The sequence below is a fragment of the Haemophilus sputorum HK 2154 genome, from assembly GCF_000287615.1.
Taxonomy (GTDB): Bacteria; Pseudomonadota; Gammaproteobacteria; order Enterobacterales; family Pasteurellaceae; genus Haemophilus_A; species Haemophilus_A sputorum.
In genome coordinates this window covers 231,748-251,315 of record NZ_ALJP01000009.1, presented here as the reverse complement: position 1 = coordinate 251,315, position 19,568 = coordinate 231,748, and the positions used below count along the sequence as shown (strand labels likewise).

The window sequence follows — 19,568 nt, the reverse complement described above, 5'->3', positions numbered from 1 at the left end:
TAGTTTATGAGTATTCAAGTTTTATTTTTTGCACAAACGCGAGAATTAGTTGGTGTGGATAGCCTGCGTGTTGAAGAAACATTTGATACGGCAGAAGCGCTGCGCGAACATTTAAGCCAACAAGGGCCAAAATGGCAATTAGCGTTAGAAAAAGGGAAATTATTAGTTGCGATTAACCAAACTATTGCGAGTTTAGAGAGTGCTATTCAAGATGGTGATGAAGTCGCTTTCTTTCCACCTGTTACTGGAGGTTAAATGCAACAAACATTCATTCAAGTTCAAGAAGATAATTTTGACCAAAATGCAATTTATCAATGGTTAAGCGCTGAACATAGCGTGGGTGCAACAACATTATTTGTTGGTAAAGTGCGCGAAATGAATTTAGGCGATAATGTCTCTGGCCTTTATTTAGAACATTATCCTGCAATGACGGAAAAAGCCTTGCAAGAAATTGTTGCACAAGCTCGTCAACGTTGGGATTTGCAACGTGTTGCCGTGATTCATCGTATTGGTCAATTACACACAGGCGATGAAATCGTATTAGTTGGCGTTAGTTCTGCTCACCGAGGCGATGCCTATCATGCAAATGAATTCATTATGGACTATCTAAAAACGCGTGCGCCATTTTGGAAGCGAGAAACTACGCAAGACGGCGAACGCTGGATTGAAGGTAGAGAAAGCGATCAACAAGCGGCGGATAAATGGAAGTTAGACGATGCTAAATAACCTTGAACTAGAACAAATTATCGACCAAAAATTAAATAGTAAAGCAATTACCGATTATGCGCCTAATGGTTTACAGGTTGAAGGTCGCCAAACTGTGAAAAAGATTGTTACAGGGGTAACAGCTACACTGCCATTAATTGAAAAAGCGATTGAAAAACAAGCGGATGCAATTTTAGTGCATCATGGCTATTTCTGGAAAAGTGAGAATCCATGTATTCGCGGCATGAAAGGGAAACGAATCAAGCAATTATTAGTTAACGATATTAATTTGTACGGCTATCACTTACCTTTAGATATTCATCCCGAATTGGGCAATAATGCACGTTTAGCTCAGCAATTAGGCATTGTTGAGCTTGCTGGATTAGAAGATAAACCCAATTCTATTCCTGTTTGGGGTACTTTAGAAACACCAGTTTCAGCGCAAGAATTAGCACAACGACTTGAACAAATTCTGCAACGTAAACCTATTGTTTGCGATGAATTTGTTGCAGATTATCCACAAAAAATGATTAAAACCGTTGGTATTTGCACAGGCGGTGGACAAGGATATATTGATTTAGCCGCTGCTAAAGGCATTGATGCATTTATTTCCGGAGAAATTTCTGAACAAACCACCCATTCAGCCCGTGAACAAGGGATTTACTATTTCGCTTGTGGTCACCACGCAACAGAACGTGATGGCATTAAAGCCTTAGGCGAATGGTTGGCAAAAGAATATGGTTTATCTGTTGAATTTATTGATATTGATAATCCTGCATAAAACATAACGTTAAAGGGCAATTCACTATGAACTGCCCTTTTTCTTATTTCCCGCTATTTTCAAGCCACAGCATAAAATCTGCAACGGTATGAAATGAGCCAAAGACTAAAATAATATCTTCGGCTTTCGCTTCGCTAAATAATTTGACTGCAGCATCGCCAATGTATTTATATGTAGAAGTTTTAGCCTGCGGTAAGACGGCAAGTAGTTTGCTTTCAACCATTTGAGCTTCTTGTCCACGCCAGCAATTAAGCCCCACGCAATACCAACTATCAATCAATTGATCTAATGGTTCGACGATACCCGAAAGATCTTTATCCTCCAGTGCGCTGAAAATTGCAAAAATCTTTCCTTTTTTAACCGCTTGCAAACGTGATGCTAAATAGCGCGCTGCATGCGGGTTATGACCAACATCAATAATGACTCGTGATTTAGGTTGCTGCCCTTGAAAATGGGCAAAATCATTTGCGGTTAATGTCTGAAAACGCCCTGGCATTTGGGCTTCTGCAATCGCTTCCATTATCATTTGTTCACTTATTGAAAATGGCAACTGCGTTAAAACAGCCAGCGCTGTCCCGACATTGGGTACAGGAATTAGCGGCTGAGGCAAATTGTCGAAACAAAGCGTATTAGATTGCCATTGCAAGCGGTCATTTTTTTCAATGATTTGCCAATCTTCTCCACGATAAAAAGCGTGACATTGCAACTTAATAGCGTAATCACGAATACTTTGTGGGCAGTCTGGTTCACCAATTACAACAGGAATATTAGGTCTAAAAATGCCTGCTTTTTCACGCCCAATCACTTCTCGGTTATCGCCTAGGAAAGCAACATGGTCTATATCAATCGAAGTAATGACTGCAAAATTTGGATCAACAATATTGGTTGCATCTAAACGTCCACCAAGACCGACCTCTAGAATCACAACATCTAATTTGGCTTGTTTAAATAGCGCTAATGCGGAAAGTGTACTAAATTCAAAATAACTTAACGAAACCTGCTTCTCTTTTTGAATCATCGCAAAGGTTTTAACATGCCATTCATCTGGGAGTAATTCACCTTGAATGCGTACACGTTCGTTATAACGAATTAAATGTGGAGAGGAATAAACGCCAACGCGTAAGCCCGCTTTCATCAGCGCGACTTCTAATAAACGACAAGTCGAACCTTTGCCATTTGTACCAGCCACAGTAATGACATAAGGCGCGGGTTGTAGTAAATCGAGTTGCTCGGCTACTGAACGTACACGCTCTAACCCCATATCAATAGGCTTTGAATGCGCATGTTCAAGGTAATTTAACCAACAGGCTAAGCTATCCGTTTCTTTCGGAGGAATTTTGGTGTTCATAATATATCCTAAAATAGAAAAATCCCTGTAAAAACAGGGATTTTATATCCGTTTTATTAATTAAGCCGTAGCGTCTTCTTCAACGATTAACTCGCCCGTTACCACTTTAAATGGTGAAGGTTGGAATGTCAGTTTCGCACAAAGACGAGCTAAAGTATCGCGCATCTCTTTACGTGGAACAATCATATCAATCGCACCATGCTCTAATAAAAACTCAGCACGTTGGAAACCTTCTGGTAATTTTTCACGTACAGTTTGTTCAATCACACGAGGGCCAGCAAAACCAATAAGTGCTTTAGGTTCTGCGATATTGATGTCCCCTAACATAGCAAGACTTGCTGAAACACCACCTAATGTTGGGTCCGTCATCACAGAAATATATGGCACACCTTCTTCTTTCATTTTGGCTAAAATTGCACTAGTTTTTGCCATTTGCATTAAAGAGAATAATGCTTCTTGCATACGAGCACCGCCAGATGCAGAGAAACAGATAAACGGAATTTTTTCTTCTAACGCTTTTTCTGCAGCACGAACAAATTTCGACCCAACTACTACGCCCATTGAACCGCCCATGAAAGCAAAGTTAAATGAAGCAACTACCACAGGCATTCCGTGAAGTGTTCCACTCATCACAATAAACGAATCTTTTTCACCCGTTTCTTTTTGTGCAGCACTTAAACGATCTTTATATTTTTTGAGATCTTTAAATTTCAACACATCTTGTGGTTCTAATTCTGCTGCGATTTCTTGCGCAGAATTTTCATCTAATAATTGTAATAAACGCGTACGTGCGTTGATTCGCATATGGTGGCCACATTTTGGGCAGACTTCCATATTGCGGCGTAATTCTTCACTATATAACACTTGTTCGCAGTGGCTGCATTTTGTCCAAATACCTTCAGGCACTTTAGAAACCCCTGAAGAAGTATTGCCACTTCGACCTAAAATTCTGTCTAACCAGCTCATATTTTTAACCCTTTTTTATGAGAAAAATTGGCGCTATTAAAGCACAAATACACTTATTTTAAAAGCCTTTGCATACTGCTCCGCTTTGTTAGCATTGGATTTGTAAATTTCTTACTAAAACAGACCGCTTGTATTATGAAAAACACTCCCAAATCGGACGGCAGCTCTGCGGTAACGTGAGCCCTCTGCCTAATTCTATCCAGCCTGTAGGAAAGTGAAAATCTGAACCACCAGAAGCATAAAGTTCAAACTCAGCTGCCCAGCGAACAATGAGTTGGCGTTGGTCTGGTGTTTGTCCACAGCCAGAAACCTCAATTCCATCGCCCCCTGCTGCTTTGAAATCTGTAATCAAGCGGCGAATCCATCTGCCTGTTAATTTATAACGTAATGGATGTGCAATACAAATCACGCCTCCAGCTGAATGAGTTACTGAAATCGCTTCTTCTAATGAACACCAGCTTGGTTTAACGTAAGCAGACTTACCTGCACCTAAATACTTCTTAAAAGCATGTTCAATGTTGCGAACATAACCTTGCTCATACAAAAAACGACCGTAATGCGCACGGGTTACTTCCCCTTCGGCAAGCGATTTTGCGCCTTCATACGCATTTGGAATTCCAACTTTAGCCAGTTTTTCTCCAATTTCAATCGCGCGAGTTGCTCTTAATTCGGCTTGTTTAGCCAGTAGCGTGATCATTGCTGGATGATGTTCATCAATATTTAATGCGGCAAGATGAATATTTTTTTCTTGCCATACCACAGAAATTTCAACGCCGCTAATAAGTTGAATCGGCAGATTTTCTGCCGCTTTTTTAGCCTTACTAATGCCAGCGGTAGTATCGTGATCAGTTAAGGCAAGCATTTCTACACCTTGGCTAACCGCGCGTTCTACTAATTCAGTAGGGCTTAATGTTCCATCAGAGGCATTGCTATGAGAATGTAAATCAAACTTCATCAGTTAATAATCCTGCTCGGATAAAAAATTGTTTATACGCTTCCACCTTTTTAGCCAAACTTAATGGATAAGCGCGAGATGTGGATGGTAAGCGATATAAAAATAATGGTCTTTTGCTATCAAACGGATAAGCAATACATTCGTTTGTTTTGGGCGCTTTCACTTTTTCAGGTAATAGACCAAGCAATGTATCGGTTGCTAAGCCACCAGTGGTAAAAATCCATTTTACATGAGGCAAGGTTTTTAACAATTTAGGCATATCCACAGGTTCAACAATTTTCAAGTCTTTATCTGATGCATTGCCTTTTAAGCGAATAGCGGTTTGAGCTGAAGAGCAAAGTGCAATGCCTTTTTCGCGTAAAAAAGCCTCAATACGAACTGGATCAAAACGTTTTTCTTCACCTACGCGAAAATGATCAGCATTTTGATAAAAAACTAGCCCCATAATCCGCCACATATCATTTTGGAAATTAGGGTAATGAAATTGCATACAACGTTTCTCATTGGTTGGTGGAAACGTTCCCATCATCACTACTGTGGCATTTTCAGGCAAAATAGGCTCAAACGGATGATGTTCTAATTCATGTTCAGCTGTCATTTTTCTTCCTATTGAATCAGGGCTTTTAGCATTTTGAGTTTTTCAGCTTTGTTTACGTTTTGTTCAGCAAGCTTATTCAGATCGTTCACCAAATTGGGCTGACTTTCTATTTGGTTAGCTAAAGAAATCGGTGTTTCAGTCAGTTGTTCTGCATAGGCTGCTAGAGATTCTAGTAATGCTAATTTTTCTGGTTGTTCTTGGTATTGCGTAAATAATGCCGCTAATGAATTAGTAAAACTTTCGGTTTTCTCATCAATTTTTTGATGACAATATTTCTGCCATTTTATTTGTTCAGCACGGCTGAGCGTTTCAGGAAAATGTCTCGCACGATAATGAAATAAAAGCGGTTCTACTCGTTCATCCGCAAATTTTAGCCCATGATGCGCTAATTCTTCTGGCTTAAGGCTACGTAAAATAGCCATGTTATTTTTATCTGCTGCGGAGAAAAAACCTTGATAAAGCGTTGTTTCTACATTCTCACTTGCTGAAAATTCGCGTGTTTGGGTAAAAATATCTGTCACTTTTTCGCGTATAAGACTTTTATTGGCTTTGAGCTGTTTTAAATTTGCTAAACAAGCTTCACGATCAATACCTAAACGCGCTGCGTTTTCCGGTAATAGCACTTTAGCGGGGGCTAAAATTGGGCATTTATTGATATGCACCCCTTTTAGTGGTACTGGGTTTACGCCTTCGGCTAACGCTTCTCGTTTGGTGTAAAGACGTTCCCGCAAAACATCAGCTGATTCTGTTAATAATGGTTGAATATCGCCAGTTAAATCACAACAAATCACTTCATTCTGATTAGTTGGATGCCAAGCTAATGGTGCAATCCAACTGATATTGCTGCGGGCATTGCCAAACATACCAGAAACATGCACTAATGGCGTCATTTCTGCCGTATCAATCAGTTTTTCCGTTTCTTTTTTACCACGATGCGTGAAGAAAAAATCAAACAATTTCGGCTGTTTGGTCTGAATGAGTTTTGCCATAGCAATGGTGGCATAAACATCTGACATTGCATCATGCGCATTTTCATGTGCAATCCCATTTGCTTTGGTAAGTTGATCTAATTTGAAACTTGGTAACCCGTTTTCATCATGTACCCATTCAATGCCTTCTGGTCGAAGTGCATAACAGGCACGTACCACATCTAATAAATCCCAACGCGAATTCCCTTGTTTCCAACTATATTCATAAGGATCAAAAAAGTTACGAAAGAACGTATAGCGGGTCATTTCATCATCATAACGAATGTTGTTATAACCGATAATACAAGTATTAGGTTGGCTAAATTGTTCATGAATACGCGCAGCAAATTCAGGTTCGCTTATCCCTTCTTGATTGCATAATTGAGGAGTAATACCCGTTACCATCACGGCTTCTGGGGTAGGTAAATAATCTGGCGTTTGTTTGCAATAAAACATCACTGGTTCACCAATAATATTAAATTGGTGATCTGTGCGAATCCCTGCAAATTGTGCTGGACGATCTGTTGCAGGATTCACGCCAAAACTTTCGTAATCGTAGAAGAAAAAAGAAGGAGTATTCATGAGACTGACTAAATAAAAAAATTAGGCAGATTCTAGCACAAATCTGCCTTAACAAGCGGGTTGATTTTTAGGCTTTTTTACAAATTAGCGAACAACCACGGCTGTACCACTCGCACTAATTACAAACATATTTTTAGCACCCATCGTGGTGTAATTCACTTCAATGCCAACTACCGCATTTGCGCCTACGGCTAGTGCACGTTTAGCCAGTTCTTCTAGCGCTTCTTCCCTTGCGCGGCTTAAGCGAGATTCATATACACCTGAACGTCCACCAATAATATCGGTAATGCCAGCAATAAAATCACGCACAATATTTGCACCTGCAACTACTTCACCAAATACAATCTGTTTATATTCAACAATTTGTTTGCCTTCAATTTGAGGCGTCGTCGTTAAAATCATGGATATTTCCTTTAATTAAAAAATTTAACAGTATTTAATAAGTATAAGTTCGATATAAAAAAGCGCCAACTAAAATGCACAACATAATAAGAATTTGAATTAAGCGTTTTTTAGTAAGTTTTTCAGCGGCCATGATGGCTCCTTCTTTATTTTTGAATGCCAATTATTATGGGCGAAAGCTGCAGAAAATGCTATATTTTGCAAAACTTTCTGAAAATTAAACCGCTTGAGGAGCCTTTATGCAGACTAATATGGATCAGTTTCTAGAAATTATTGCCCAACTTCGAGACCCAGAACATGGCTGCCCTTGGGATATTAAACAAGATTTTAACTCTATGCTGCCACATTTATTAGAAGAAACCTATGAAGTGGCAGAAGCAATTCATACTCAAGATCGCAGTGCACTACGTGAAGAATTAGGCGATTTATTACTTCAAGTGGTATTTCTTAGCCAATTAGCGAAAGAAGAAGGAACTTTTGATTTTTATGATGTCTTAAGCGATATTCATCAAAAAATTGTTTATCGCCATCCGCATGTTTTTGGCGATACTAAAGCAGCAGATAGTGATGAAGCATTAGCGAATTGGGAAGCACAAAAAGCAAATGACGCTAAACACCAACAGCATGAATCTATTTTAGATGATTTGCCATTTGCATTGCCGGCATTAACACGTGCCCATAAAATTCAAAAGCGATGCGCAAAAGTTGGATTTGATTGGGATAATCCGCAAGATGTTTTAGCTAAAGTAGAAGAAGAGCTAGACGAGGTCAAAGCTGAAATAGCCAATTATCCGACTTCTCAAGCTGCATTATTCGAAGAATTAGGTGATTTATTATTTGCGACGGTAAATCTTTGCCGCCACTATCAGCTTGAAGCAGAAAGTGGGTTACGAGAAGCTAATGCTAAATTTGAACGACGTTTCCGCAAAGTCGAAGCAGCAGTAAAAGCGCAAGGAAAAGCGGTTTCTGAATGTAACTTGATGGAACTTGATGCGATTTGGCATCAAATTAAATCTTTAGAATGAATTGACAATTCTCTTTTTAATTTGTAAATTGCAGAAATTATGTTATGTAAATGCATAATTTTTAGCAATTGACATTGCAATTTTAATGTAAGGAAATAACCATGTCGAAAATTTTACTCGTTGATGATGATGTAGAACTTACAAATCTTCTTGCGGAATTATTATCTTTAGAAGGTTTTGATATTCACGTTGTTCATAACGGTCAAGAAGCCTTGACTGAACTTGAGTTACAAACCTACGACATTATTTTATTAGATATCATGATGCCTGTGTTAAATGGTATTGAAACGCTAAAACAACTTCGTCAAAAACTTACTACGCCAGTGTTAATGTTAAGTGCACGTGATGATGATATTGACCGCGTACTGGGTTTAGAGTTAGGGGCGGATGATTATCTACCGAAACCATTTAACGACCGTGAATTAGTAGCACGCATTAAAGCTATTTTACGTCGTACTGCTGGTAACAGCCCGCTTGCAACGGATGTAATTACGCCATCTTCTCAAACAGCAGAAGAAAATAGCAAACAACTTTCATTTGGTGGGGTTGAATTACATCCTGGTCGTCAGCAAGCGATTTTTGAAGGTAAAGATTTAGATCTAACGGGCACAGAATTTGCACTTTTACAAATGTTGATGCGTAATCCAGGCCAAATTCTTTCACGCGAATTATTGAGCCTAGAAATTTTAGGTAAGCGTCTAACACCGTATGATCGCGCGATTGATATGCATATATCAAACCTGCGTAAAAAGCTCCCTGAGCGTAACGATAATTTACCATGGTTTAAAACTTTACGTGGGCGTGGTTATTTACTCGTAACAGAAAAATAGTAATAAAATCCCTCGACTAACTTCGGGGGATTTTCGTTTTTTTGCTTATTTGTTGGAAATATTTATGCAAACATTAAAACAATACCTTCAAATACTCCTCTCTTTCCGTCATTTTTTAGCCTACCAGCTATTTATTTATTTTGGGCTAGCCTTTTTAGTCGTGCTGACTATCGCCTTTAATATCTCAAAGCTCGATGATCGGGAGTTTACCGCTCTTAATGAAACGGAAATCAGCTTTTTTAATACTGAAAGCAAACATGTGCAAAAAGTCTATGATTTAGATGACATTTTTGAACAAGATCTTTCTATTCGTACCCCAGGTGGGTCTAGCGTTATCTTAGTTGAAAAAAACTCTGGCTCTGTCAGCGGTATGGATCAAGATAACCTCAAACCCCTTTTGGCTTTTTTATATCGCGCGGAAGAATCTGGCGTTCCATTAGCAAGAAGTTTCGACCACTTACGCATTAACGGGCCATTTATTGTTAAAACCCCCAAACGCGAATATAACGAATATTTTATTCAAACGGTAAACCCACAAAAAGAAGGCTTTAATGAAATTTTCGACTCGCCATGGTTAATGAGCGTGATTGTGATGTGTGTTGCTTTCCCAATTCTCTTTTTCCTTTCTTGGCGTATAACCCGCCCTGTTAAAGAATTGCGTTTAGCCGCGAATGCAATTGCATTGGGGGATTTAAAAACCAATCCTAAAATTGAAAAGCAAGGTATTAAAGAGCTACGTGATGTAGGACGAAGCTTTAATCAAATGGTGACTGCTCTACAAGATTTAAACCAATACCAGCAACGATTATTAGCTGATATTTCGCATGAGTTAAAGACACCATTAGCTCGTCTACAACTCGCCGTTGCAATTATTCGTCGCCGTAATGGGGAATCCAGTGAGATTGACCGGATTGAAAACGAAATCCAAAAACTGAATACAATGATTCTTGATTTACTTTCGCTTTCTCGCCAACAAGTAAACAGCCATCTCGCACGTGCTAAATTCCCGGTTCAACAAATTTGGTTTGATATTTTAGAAGATGCGAAATTCGAAATGAATGAAAATGGCTTAGCGCTTGAAATTCATAATCATATTCCACCCTCTGAACGCTATTACATCAATGGTAATTGCCAACTTTTAAGCAGTGCAGTTGAAAACGTGATTCGCAATGCGAAAAAATATGCAGAAACGCGTGTTTCCGTTGTACTCACTATTCATAAAAAGAATTTAGTCATTGATATCGAAGATGATGGCCCTGGTGTTCCTGAATCCGAATATGAACAAATTTTTAGACCATTCTATCGTGTTGATGAAGCCCGCGCTCGTCAAACAGGTGGGACAGGATTAGGTTTAGCGATTGTATTAAATGCGGTACAACAACATAAAGGAACAGTGGTAGCTTCGAAAGCAAGTATTGGTGGCTTACGAGTAGAGATTGTTTTACCACTATGGATAGACTAACTTAGTGCTAGGAACTTGATTCAAGAGATTTTGGACAGGATTAGGTTTAGCGATTGTATTAAATGCGGTACAACAACATAAAGGAACAGTGGTAGCTTCGAAAGCAAGTATTGGTGGCTTACGAGTAGAGATTGTTTTACCACTATGGATAGACTAACTTAGTGCTAGGAACTTGATTCAAGAGATTTTGTCTAGAACCGTACCTTGCAAAATACCTAAAAAATTTAACCGCTTGTAAAAGCAACCGTTAAGATGAAATTGATAGAAATTGAGAAGCTAAATAAATACTTTGGAACAGGCGAAAACCAAGCGCATATTCTTAAAGATATTAACCTTAGCATTGACCAAGGCGACTTTGTTGCCATTATTGGCGCCTCAGGTTCAGGCAAATCCACGTTGATGAATATCATCGGATGTTTAGATACGGCAAGCAGTGGTGTTTGTCGTATTGATGGCAAAGAAACCATTGCGATGAATGCAGATGAGCTTTCAAACTTACGCCAACGCAAATTTGGGTTTATCTTTCAACGCTATAACCTGCTTGCTGCATTAAATGCGAATGAAAATGTTGCACTTCCAGCTGTATATGCAGGAATGCCCTCGCGTGAACGAAAAGCACATGCAGATGCCTTGTTAGATAAACTTGGTTTGAAAGAAAAAACGCAAAATAGGCCTAATCAGCTTTCTGGCGGGCAACAACAACGCGTCAGTATTGCGCGAGCACTGATGAATGGTGGCGACATTATTCTTGCGGATGAACCAACCGGCGCACTGGATTCAAAAAGCGGTGAAACCGTTTTAGAAATCTTACAAGACCTTCATCGCGAAGGACACACCATTATCATGGTTACCCATGATCCTAACATTGCTGCAACAGCAAGTCGTGTCATTGAAATTAAAGACGGGCGAATAATTAAAGATGAACGCCAACAACCTTATCAACATCAACAAAAACTAACAAAAGGCGAATATCGTGCCCCCCGATTTTGGGATCAGCTTGTTGAATCCTTCAAAATGGCAACAAGTGCAATTATGGCGCATAAATTACGCGCATTATTAACTATGCTAGGGATAGTTATTGGTATTGCCTCCGTGATTTCTGTTGTGGCGCTAGGGCGAGGCACACAGCAACAGGTATTGTCTAATATCAATAGTCTTGGCACAAACACCATGACCATTATGAATGGTACTGGATTTGGCGATAGACGCGCGAATTTAACTAAAAACCTCACCGTATCTGATGCAGAATTACTCAATAAACAAGGATTTGTTGATAGTACTACGCCTTTAAGCAATCTCAGTGCTACGGTAATTTATGGTAATACCAATGTAACTGGCTCAGTCAATGGCGTAGGAGAACAATATTTGAATGTTAAAGGCATGAAGATGGTTTCAGGGCGATTCTTTAATGACAGTGAAGTGAAAGAAGCTGCGCAAGTAGTCGTGATTGATGCTAACACACAAAAAGATTTGGGGATTATCGCACCAGTAGAAGGGAAAGTGATTTTAGTCGATAAAAAACCGCTGAAGATCATTGGTTTAGCGGAAGAGTCAAATAATATGCACCAAACCAGCCTAAAACTTTGGACGCCTTATACCACTTTGATGCAACGTATTTCTGGCGAAAAGCATATTGATTCCTTAACAGTAAAAGTGAAGGATGAGGTGGAAAGTCAAACCGCTGAAAAAAGTGTAATTTCATTGCTTAGCGCAAAACATGGTAAGAAAGACTTCTTTATCATGAATAGCGACACCATTAAACAAACCATTACAAGCACCACAAATACCTTAACGCTTCTCATCTCTTCTATCGCGTTAATTTCATTAGTGGTAGGCGGAATTGGCGTTATGAATATTATGTTAGTTTCTGTCACAGAACGCACTAAAGAAATTGGCGTAAGAATGGCGATTGGTGCTAAGCAACGTAATATCTTGCAACAATTCTTAATTGAAGCCATTTTAATTTGTTTATTAGGCGGTGTGATTGGGATTCTGTTGGCAGGTACGATTATCACGCTGTTTAACACCTTAGGTTCTAATTTCAAAATGTTACTTTCATTAGAATCTGTTGTACTAGCAGTATTCTTCTCTACGTTAATTGGGGTTGTTTTTGGTTATATGCCGGCAAAAAATGCCTCTAAACTCAATCCAATTGTTGCCCTTTCGCAAGAATAACGCTCAACCAAACAAATAAAGCTCGGGAATACCGAGCTTTATTTTTGCAAAAAATTATCTAAATTAAACCGCTTGTAATCCGCAATCAATTTGGGCTAAAAGTTTTTTCTCTTCTTCTAAATCAGCGAAAACTAACGGATTTTGTGTTAGAAAGTCTGCTTCAAATTGTAATTTCCAATCATTATCGGCAACGGATAATTGCATTTCTTTCGGCCTAATGGTGGCTTGACGTGCACGATTAAGTAACACCGCGAGTCTGAAAATACGCAAAATCGAGAGTATGTCACGGTTTTTGTAACGATTTATACGCTTAATTTCGGTTCGTTTAAATCCTTTTTGATGGAAATACATTAACACTGATAACAAATGTTGCTGTTCAGAATCAAATCCAGCTAAGGTGCTGTTAGCAATAATATAGGCTGAATGTTTGTGCACATTATTATGGTTAATAACCAGTCCTATTTCATGTAGCAAACTCGCCCATTTCAGCATGGCTTTAAGCTCTTTCGTTTGTTGGCGGTTTTGCCAATCTTCAACCTGTTCAAATAAGGCTAAGGCCGTTTCTTCTACACGATTTGCTTGTGCCTTATCAATGTTAAATTGCTGGGCTAGCGCTTCTGCCGTACGTTGGCGAATATCACCAACTTGGAAACGTTGCTCCAAGCCATACATAACCCCTTCTCTTAACGCACCATCAGAATAACGCATCGAACGCAATTTAAAGGTATGAAATAATGCCAGTAAAATCGCAAGTCCCGGCACTAATACATCTGCTCGCTCTTCCAGCAAGCCTTTTAGCTGAATAGCCGATAATGAATTAAATTTTAAACAGTTTGCAATAATCGCTTTTAAACGTGGCTCAGTAATTAAGCCATCACGATAGCCGTTTGCCATCAACACTTTAGAAACTGTTTTAATCGTGCCAGATGAACCTAATACATGCTCCCAGCCAAGTTCGCGATATTCTGCTTCTAAATCTTCTAATTTTTCCATCGCCAATTGATAAGCAGCTCGAAAACGGGATTCTGTTAATGCACCATTAGGGAAAAATCGCTTGGCAAAACTGACACAGCCCATGTGTCGGCTTTCAGCACGTAAGGGGTCAAAATCATCCCCAATCGTCATTTCCGTTGAGCCACCGCCAATATCAATCACAAACTTTCGACCTTTTTCAGGTTGGGTATGGCTTACACCCGCATAAATTAAACGCGCTTCGTCTTGACCAGAGATAATTTGAATAGGGAATGGAAAAACTTTTGCTGCTTGTGCTAAAAAATCAGCATTATTTAGTGCACGGCGTAATGTATAGGTGCCAACAACTCTCACATTTTCTGGCGAAAATCCTTGTAGTCGATCGCCAAATAATGCTAAACAATCAACACCGCGTTGAATCGCTTCTTGGCTTAAGATACGATGTTCATCTAACCCATCCGCCAAACGAACACGACGTTTAATACGAGATAGCACTTGAATTGATCCATTGACTATCCGAGCGACAATCATATGAAAACTGTTTGAACCAAGATCAATGGCGGCAAATTCACGAAATCCGTTTGAAGAAGATGGTTGAGAAAACATATCAAGCCCTATTCAATTAAAGAGAAATAGTCGAATTTTAGCATTTTTAGCTTAGAGCATATAGTTCTTGCCATTAAATTTGCGCATTTTTATGCTTTATTTGAGCAATTTTTCTATAAGTAAGAAAACATTTTGACGAAACTGCAGAAAAGGAATAGGATTTCATCAGTTATGTTTTATTTTTAATACCCCACTAAGAGGATCATTTTATGGCCGAAAACAAAAAACAAGCCTTCCAAGATATGCTCGATTATGTGCATCTTTATCGCTTAAAAAACAAATTGCATCGTGAAACTGCCGATAACGACCGTAAAATCCGCGATAACCAAAAACGCGTATTGTTATTAGATAACTTAAATCAATACATTAACGATAATATGAGCGTAGAAGAAATTCGTGCCATTATTGCAAATATGCGTGATGACTACGAAAACCGCGTTGATGATTACATGATTCGTAATGCAGAATTATCTAAACAACGCCGCGAGATTCGTCAAAAAATGGCATCTCATAAGCAAACTCCTGCAAAAGCAGACTAACATTCTTCCTCCAAGCGGTGGATTTTTCACTTCATTTTGCAAATCTTTGAGAAAATACTACCGCTTGCTTTGTTTGTTCTTTGAACAATTATCCACCTATCTAATATTTCTACTTGACTCTTATTAAAAAAGGCGTATTTTAATTGATGTTGTCGCAAGCCAAACGTTTGCGGCACAGAGAGGCGCATCACTCAGGCAACTTAACTTTAGGCAACTAGGGCTGTATGACGGTTAGGTGATGGGAGTGTTTGCCGAGGTGTGAATTCACTAGACTGGAATGAACATCGGCTGAGTCAGGTTGAATCCTATCAGCTGTCATTTGATTTTAATTCAATCAAATGGAGTGCTCTGATTGAATGGTCCCTACCAATAAATCTACTCAATTTCCTTTCCGAATCTCCACAACAACCACATTCTTTTTTTATTTATTTAGGAATTCTTATTATGTCTAAACTTTCTGTGGCGAAATTTGGTGGTACCAGTGTTGCAAATTTTGATGCGATGTCGCTTTGTGCGAATATCGTAACAAATGACCCAAATACCCGTGTGGTCGTGTTGTCTGCATCAGCTGGCGTAACCAATTATCTTGTGGAATTAGCTAACGGTTGTGAAAAAGAACGCCGTGATGAAATCTTAGAAGCTGTACGCACCATTCAATACAATATCATTGATAAATTAGCTGAACCAAGTAGTGTTCGTGCTGAAATTGATACCGTATTGGCGCATATCAAATCATTAGCTGAATCAGCAAGCCTTGCCACTTCAGCAGCCTTAGCCGATGAACTTATCTGCCAAGGTGAAATGATGTCTACCAAAATCTTTACTCAATTATGCAAAGAACGGGGTTACCCAGCAGTATGGCTAGATGTGCGTGAATTGATTGCCACTGATAGCCAATTTGGTAAAGCAGCACCAAACGATGAAAAAACAAAAGCGCAATCGGATGCTTTATTAAAACCATTGATTGCCGAAGGCAAAGTGGCTATTACACAAGGCTTTATCGGTCGTGATGAAGAAGGTAAAACAACCACACTTGGTCGCGGTGGTTCAGACTACTCTGCAGCGTTATTGGCTGAAGTGTTAGATGCAGACGATGTGTTAATCTGGACAGATGTTCCGGGCATTTATACTACTGACCCTCGTGTAGCACCAGCGGCAAAACGTATTGATACCATGGCATTTAACGAAGCTGCAGAAATGGCAACGTTCGGTGCGAAAGTGTTACACCCAGCAACTTTATTACCGGCTGTACGTAGTAATATTCCTGTTTATGTTGGCTCAAGCAAAGCGCCTGAACAAGGTGGGACTTGGGTAACGCGCGATCCACAGCCTCGCCCAACTTTCCGTGCGATTGCATTACGTCGCAACCAAACTTTAGTCACGCTATCTAGCCTTTCTATGCTGCATGCGAAAGGTTTCCTAGCAAATGTTTTTGCTATTTTAGCCAAACACAATATTTCAGTAGATGTCATTACCACTTCTGAAGTGAGTGTCGCATTAACGCTAGATAAAACTGGTTCCGCATCAACCGGCACAGACCTGCTCTCTCCAGCATTATTAGAAGAACTCAACGACTACTGCCATGTACAAGTTGAAAATGATTTGGCTTTAGTTGCAATCATTGGTAATCATCTACATACGCAAGCCGGTGTGGCAAAACGTTTATTCCACACGCTTGAAAATTACAACATTCGCTTAATCAGCTATGGTGCAAGCACCAACAACGTTTGCACACTTGTTAAAAATAGCGAAGCAGATGAAATTGTTCGTTCATTACATGCAGCATTATTCGAATAATGTTTAAATGAGAATAATCTAAAAAAACAAGCGGTAGGATTTTGCAAATGTTTTACAAAATTCTACCGCTTTACTTTTGTTGTGTACTAATACCTAGTATTTTCTATCCCATTCTGAAGTTAAGAACATTTTTGGTGCATCTTCTTTTTGCAGAATTTGATAATAATAGTCGTATGCTAGAACATTTTGTACATATCCACGGGTTTCATAATACGGAATAGAAGCCACAAACACATCAAAATCTAGCTTATTTGCACTTCTTGCTAACCATTGGTCTACTCGCCCCGCCCCCGCATTATACGCAGCTGCAATTAACATACGATTATTCGGATACCGTTGATTTAATTCCGCCAAATGCGTTGTTCCCAGCATAATATTATTAAATGGTTGGAATAAATCATTTTCGCCATTAAATGGTAACCCATTCTCTTTCGCTGTTTTTTCTGCTGTTGTTGGCAACAGTTGCATTAGCCCCATGGCATTCGCGTGCGATTTTACTTCAACATTCCACGCACTTTCTTGTCGTGCAATGGCTTGAGCAAAAGTTTTGCTAATCGGCTTATCTTTTAAAGCAATTTTAAACCAATCAGCATACGCATCTGGTAAACGTAAGAACAGGTAATCAAAAGCTTTTGCTTGAATCGTGCCCTCAACGGCCAGTGCATACCATTGTTTTTGATAAGCATAGAGTATCACACTAAGTTGTTGATTTTTTGGTAACAATTTTACCAAGTTAACCCATTCATTTTTAGCTTGTGCATGACGTTTTAAGGCGATGAGTTCGGCAATACGATCTAACTGCGGTAACTTGGCTTTTTCTTCAGGAGTCAATTCAATCACAGCGACTGAAGGCGGCTGATACAGTTCGCCTAATTGTTGCGCGGCTAACATTGGATAAAATCCACGCTCGCCGACCATCTCTTTGAATATCGCCTTACGTTTTTCTAAATTAGATTCATTTTTTGCCGCCCAATAACGCCATTCTAGTTTCTGTTTTCCTTCATTAGACAGCAAATCTAGCCATTTTGCAGTATCCGTTTGTTGCCATAATGCCATACGGATACGGCGCTCGGTTAAATTATCTGCTTTTAATGCCTCAATTTGACTATCGCGCCACTCCACAAATTCAGGAGAAACACCATCAAACAGATGGTTTAAATAGCTAATTTTCCAATTATTCAGTGTTGGCGCATCTAATTCCAGTTTCGTTGCCCAAGTTTCCAGCAATTCAAAACCAGGTTTGCCTTCTTCTGGTAAAGTTTTGAGCCATTTTGCAAATGCTAATTTAACCACTTGCTGACTTTGAGGATTTACTTCAGTATTCTCAATAAACTTAGGCAATGTTTGTGGCTGATTAAACAATTCGACCACATTAGCTAACCATCCGTTTAATGCCGGATTATCTGAATTCAGTGCTTGTAATGCCTCTTTTGCATTTTTCTCAAATAAATTGACCGCTTTCTGACGAATATTTACTTCGGTTTTGCCACCGTTATCTTTCCAATACGCTTCTAAATTTGCGCATTCACTAGGCAAGTTTGGCATGATTAACCATAACTTTTCAAACTGGTTAAGCAGATCGGTCATCACAAAATCAGTTTGAGGTTTTTCATTGTTTGCTTGCGCAAGTTCGGGATTGATTTCCATTTTTTCAGCTAATAGCTGGTAGTTTGCACCTAATACACGGCATTGATTCTGCACAGATTCAGGAGACACTTTCTTGCTATATGCCAATAGCGCTGGATAAGCTTGCTGCTGATACAATTGTTCAAATGGCAGTTGTGTTAAACGCGATTGATAAATCGAATCGGGATATTTTTGAAGAAACGCTGAAATATCAGATTCAGTGGCTTGATTGAGTCCAATTTTGGCTTTAAGTAATGCCCACTCTGCATCTTGCTGTAATGGGTAGCCATTTAAGCGCTCAATCAACCCTTGCGCTAATGAAATGGTTGAGGCTGAAAGCGATTGTTGTTTTACTGCACCATTAAGCAGATATTCTAACGCCAAAAAACTTTCGCGTTGCTGTTGAAGTAATAATGCTGTTTTATCTGCATCATGTTGCCATTGGCTTTTAGCAAGCGTAATTTTTTCAGTTACCTCGCTTTCATTAAACGTGACAAGGGCGCTTTTTTTGCTTTTTTCTACTTGCGAAAATGCAAGTGGGCTTACCACTAATAAGGCGGCAAGCAGCGATTTTTTCCACATAATATGTTCCTTTAAATTTTGCAGAAAATTAGAATAAAAAGACCGCTTGAAGTTCCCAAAAACGTCAAACGGTCTCATTTTAAGCGGTAATTATTCGTCCATTACAACTTTACCAATGTAATCTAGATTACGGTAACGTTGCGCATAATCAATACCATATCCCACAACAAATTCATCTGGGATCGCAAAGCCAACCCATTCTACTGGTACATTGACTTCTCGTCTTGAAGGCTTATCTAATAAGGTGCAGATGGCAACAGAACGAGGCTCACGCAAACGTAGGATTTCTCGAACTTTGTTAAGCGTAAAACCAGTATCGATAATATCTTCAACAATTAAAACATCCTTGCCGCCAATATCGCCATCTAGATCTTTTAAGATTCTGACATCTCGACTCGATTCTGTGCCAGAGCCATAACTTGATGCGGTAATAAAATCTACCTCAAGTGGCAAATCAATTAAACGCACCAAATCTGCCATAAACATAAAAGAACCACGCAACAGCCCAATCACGACTAAATTCTCGCAATTTGAATGATGGTAGTGATGGCTAATTTCTTTCGCAACTTCTGCAATACGAGATTGGACGTCTTGCGCTGAAATTAAGGTTTCAACATGATATTTTTTCATTTTTTACCCTTAGCAATAG

Annotated in this window: 18 protein-coding genes and 1 riboswitch; of the genes, 9 read left to right on the top strand and 9 right to left on the bottom strand. The window is 39.3% G+C overall.

The genetic code is table 11. The annotated features are described in order from the left end of the window. Nucleotides 1–6: 6 nt before the first annotated feature. From moaD to HMPREF1128_RS03650, 3 genes are read left to right on the top strand one after another with little or no spacing between them, the layout of a single operon-like run. The gene (gene moaD, locus HMPREF1128_RS03660) at nt 7–255 is read left to right on the top strand and encodes a molybdopterin synthase sulfur carrier subunit (protein WP_007524630.1); all 249 of its coding nucleotides are present in this window, start codon (nt 7–9) and stop codon (nt 253–255) included. Then, nucleotides 256–726: a molybdopterin synthase catalytic subunit MoaE gene (gene moaE / locus HMPREF1128_RS03655; protein ID WP_007524719.1), complete on the top strand. Its 471-nt coding sequence runs from the start codon at nt 256–258 to the stop codon at nt 724–726. It abuts the gene before it with no gap. Beyond that, nucleotides 716–1,486: a Nif3-like dinuclear metal center hexameric protein gene (locus HMPREF1128_RS03650; protein WP_007525003.1), complete on the top strand. Its 771-nt coding sequence runs from the start codon at nt 716–718 to the stop codon at nt 1,484–1,486. Before moaE ends, HMPREF1128_RS03650 begins: the two co-directional genes overlap by 11 nt. A gap of 43 nt (nt 1,487–1,529) precedes the next feature. On the opposite strand, the gene folC is transcribed toward HMPREF1128_RS03650, so the two are convergent. The 6 genes from folC to HMPREF1128_RS03620 form a co-directional block, all read right to left on the bottom strand. After that, nucleotides 1,530–2,834 (bottom strand): bifunctional tetrahydrofolate synthase/dihydrofolate synthase, encoded by a 1,305-nt coding sequence (gene folC / locus HMPREF1128_RS03645; protein WP_007524741.1) that lies wholly within the window; start codon nt 2,832–2,834, stop codon nt 1,530–1,532. Nucleotides 2,835–2,894: 60 nt separating this feature from the next. Continuing rightward, nucleotides 2,895–3,800, bottom strand: a complete 906-nt coding sequence (accD, locus tag HMPREF1128_RS03640) for an acetyl-CoA carboxylase, carboxyltransferase subunit beta (RefSeq protein ID WP_007524198.1) — start codon at nt 3,798–3,800, stop codon at nt 2,895–2,897. Between the two features lie 133 nt (nt 3,801–3,933). After that, entirely contained in the window at nt 3,934–4,755 is an 822-nt protein-coding gene (locus HMPREF1128_RS03635) for a PHP domain-containing protein (RefSeq protein WP_007524036.1), read from the bottom strand. After that, the gene (locus tag HMPREF1128_RS03630) at nt 4,745–5,353 is read right to left on the bottom strand and encodes a hypothetical protein (protein WP_007524693.1); all 609 of its coding nucleotides are present in this window, start codon (nt 5,351–5,353) and stop codon (nt 4,745–4,747) included. The genes HMPREF1128_RS03635 and HMPREF1128_RS03630 overlap by 11 nt, the downstream gene beginning before the upstream one ends. An 8-nt stretch (nt 5,354–5,361) precedes the next feature. Beyond that, nucleotides 5,362–6,903 (bottom strand): exodeoxyribonuclease I, encoded by a 1,542-nt coding sequence (sbcB, locus tag HMPREF1128_RS03625; protein WP_007524408.1) that lies wholly within the window; start codon nt 6,901–6,903, stop codon nt 5,362–5,364. Nucleotides 6,904–6,987: 84 nt separating this feature from the next. After that, nucleotides 6,988–7,305 carry a heavy metal-binding domain-containing protein gene (locus HMPREF1128_RS03620; protein WP_007525048.1) on the bottom strand — a complete coding sequence of 106 codons (318 nt, stop codon included), beginning with the start codon at nt 7,303–7,305 and terminating at the stop codon, nt 6,988–6,990. A 239-nt stretch (nt 7,306–7,544) separates the two neighbouring features. On the opposite strand from HMPREF1128_RS03620, the gene mazG reads away from it, so the two are divergent. The 4 genes from mazG (at nt 7,545) to HMPREF1128_RS03600 (ending at nt 12,797) form a co-directional block, all read left to right on the top strand. Beyond that, entirely contained in the window at nt 7,545–8,330 is a 786-nt protein-coding gene (gene mazG / locus HMPREF1128_RS03615) for a nucleoside triphosphate pyrophosphohydrolase (RefSeq protein WP_007525312.1), read from the top strand. A 101-nt stretch (nt 8,331–8,431) separates the two neighbouring features. Continuing rightward, on the top strand, nt 8,432–9,160 hold the full coding sequence (locus HMPREF1128_RS03610) for a response regulator (RefSeq protein ID WP_007525030.1): 729 nt from the start codon (nt 8,432–8,434) through the stop codon (nt 9,158–9,160). Between the two features lie 64 nt (nt 9,161–9,224). After that, nucleotides 9,225–10,622, top strand: coding sequence for an envelope stress sensor histidine kinase CpxA (gene cpxA, locus HMPREF1128_RS03605; protein ID WP_007524891.1), 1,398 nt, complete (start codon nt 9,225–9,227; stop codon nt 10,620–10,622). A gap of 252 nt (nt 10,623–10,874) precedes the next feature. Then, entirely contained in the window at nt 10,875–12,797 is a 1,923-nt protein-coding gene (locus tag HMPREF1128_RS03600) for a MacB family efflux pump subunit (protein WP_007525279.1), read from the top strand. 63 nt (nt 12,798–12,860) lie between these two features. Here the strand turns inward: HMPREF1128_RS03600 and ppx are convergent, their stop codons facing one another. Next, a complete protein-coding gene (ppx, locus tag HMPREF1128_RS03595; protein WP_007524286.1) occupies nt 12,861–14,375 on the bottom strand; it encodes an exopolyphosphatase in 1,515 nt (504 codons plus the stop codon). 209 nt (nt 14,376–14,584) lie between these two features. Between ppx and HMPREF1128_RS03590 the strand changes: the two genes are divergently transcribed. Next, nucleotides 14,585–14,914, top strand: a complete 330-nt coding sequence (locus tag HMPREF1128_RS03590) for a DUF496 family protein (protein WP_007524082.1) — start codon at nt 14,585–14,587, stop codon at nt 14,912–14,914. Nucleotides 14,915–15,083: 169 nt separating this feature from the next. Continuing rightward, nucleotides 15,084–15,271, top strand: a riboswitch (Lysine riboswitch). An 87-nt stretch (nt 15,272–15,358) separates the two neighbouring features. Beyond that, entirely contained in the window at nt 15,359–16,711 is a 1,353-nt protein-coding gene (lysC, locus tag HMPREF1128_RS03585; RefSeq protein WP_007525001.1) for a lysine-sensitive aspartokinase 3, read from the top strand. Between the two features lie 93 nt (nt 16,712–16,804). Here lysC and HMPREF1128_RS03580 read toward each other — a convergent pair whose 3' ends face one another. Both HMPREF1128_RS03580 and hpt read right to left on the bottom strand, forming a co-directional pair. Next, nucleotides 16,805–18,919, bottom strand: a complete 2,115-nt coding sequence (locus tag HMPREF1128_RS03580; RefSeq protein WP_007524411.1) for a transglycosylase SLT domain-containing protein — start codon at nt 18,917–18,919, stop codon at nt 16,805–16,807. A 90-nt stretch (nt 18,920–19,009) separates the two neighbouring features. Then, a complete protein-coding gene (gene hpt, locus HMPREF1128_RS03575) occupies nt 19,010–19,549 on the bottom strand; it encodes a hypoxanthine phosphoribosyltransferase (protein ID WP_007524659.1) in 540 nt (179 codons plus the stop codon). Between the last annotated feature and the right edge of the window lie 19 nt (nt 19,550–19,568).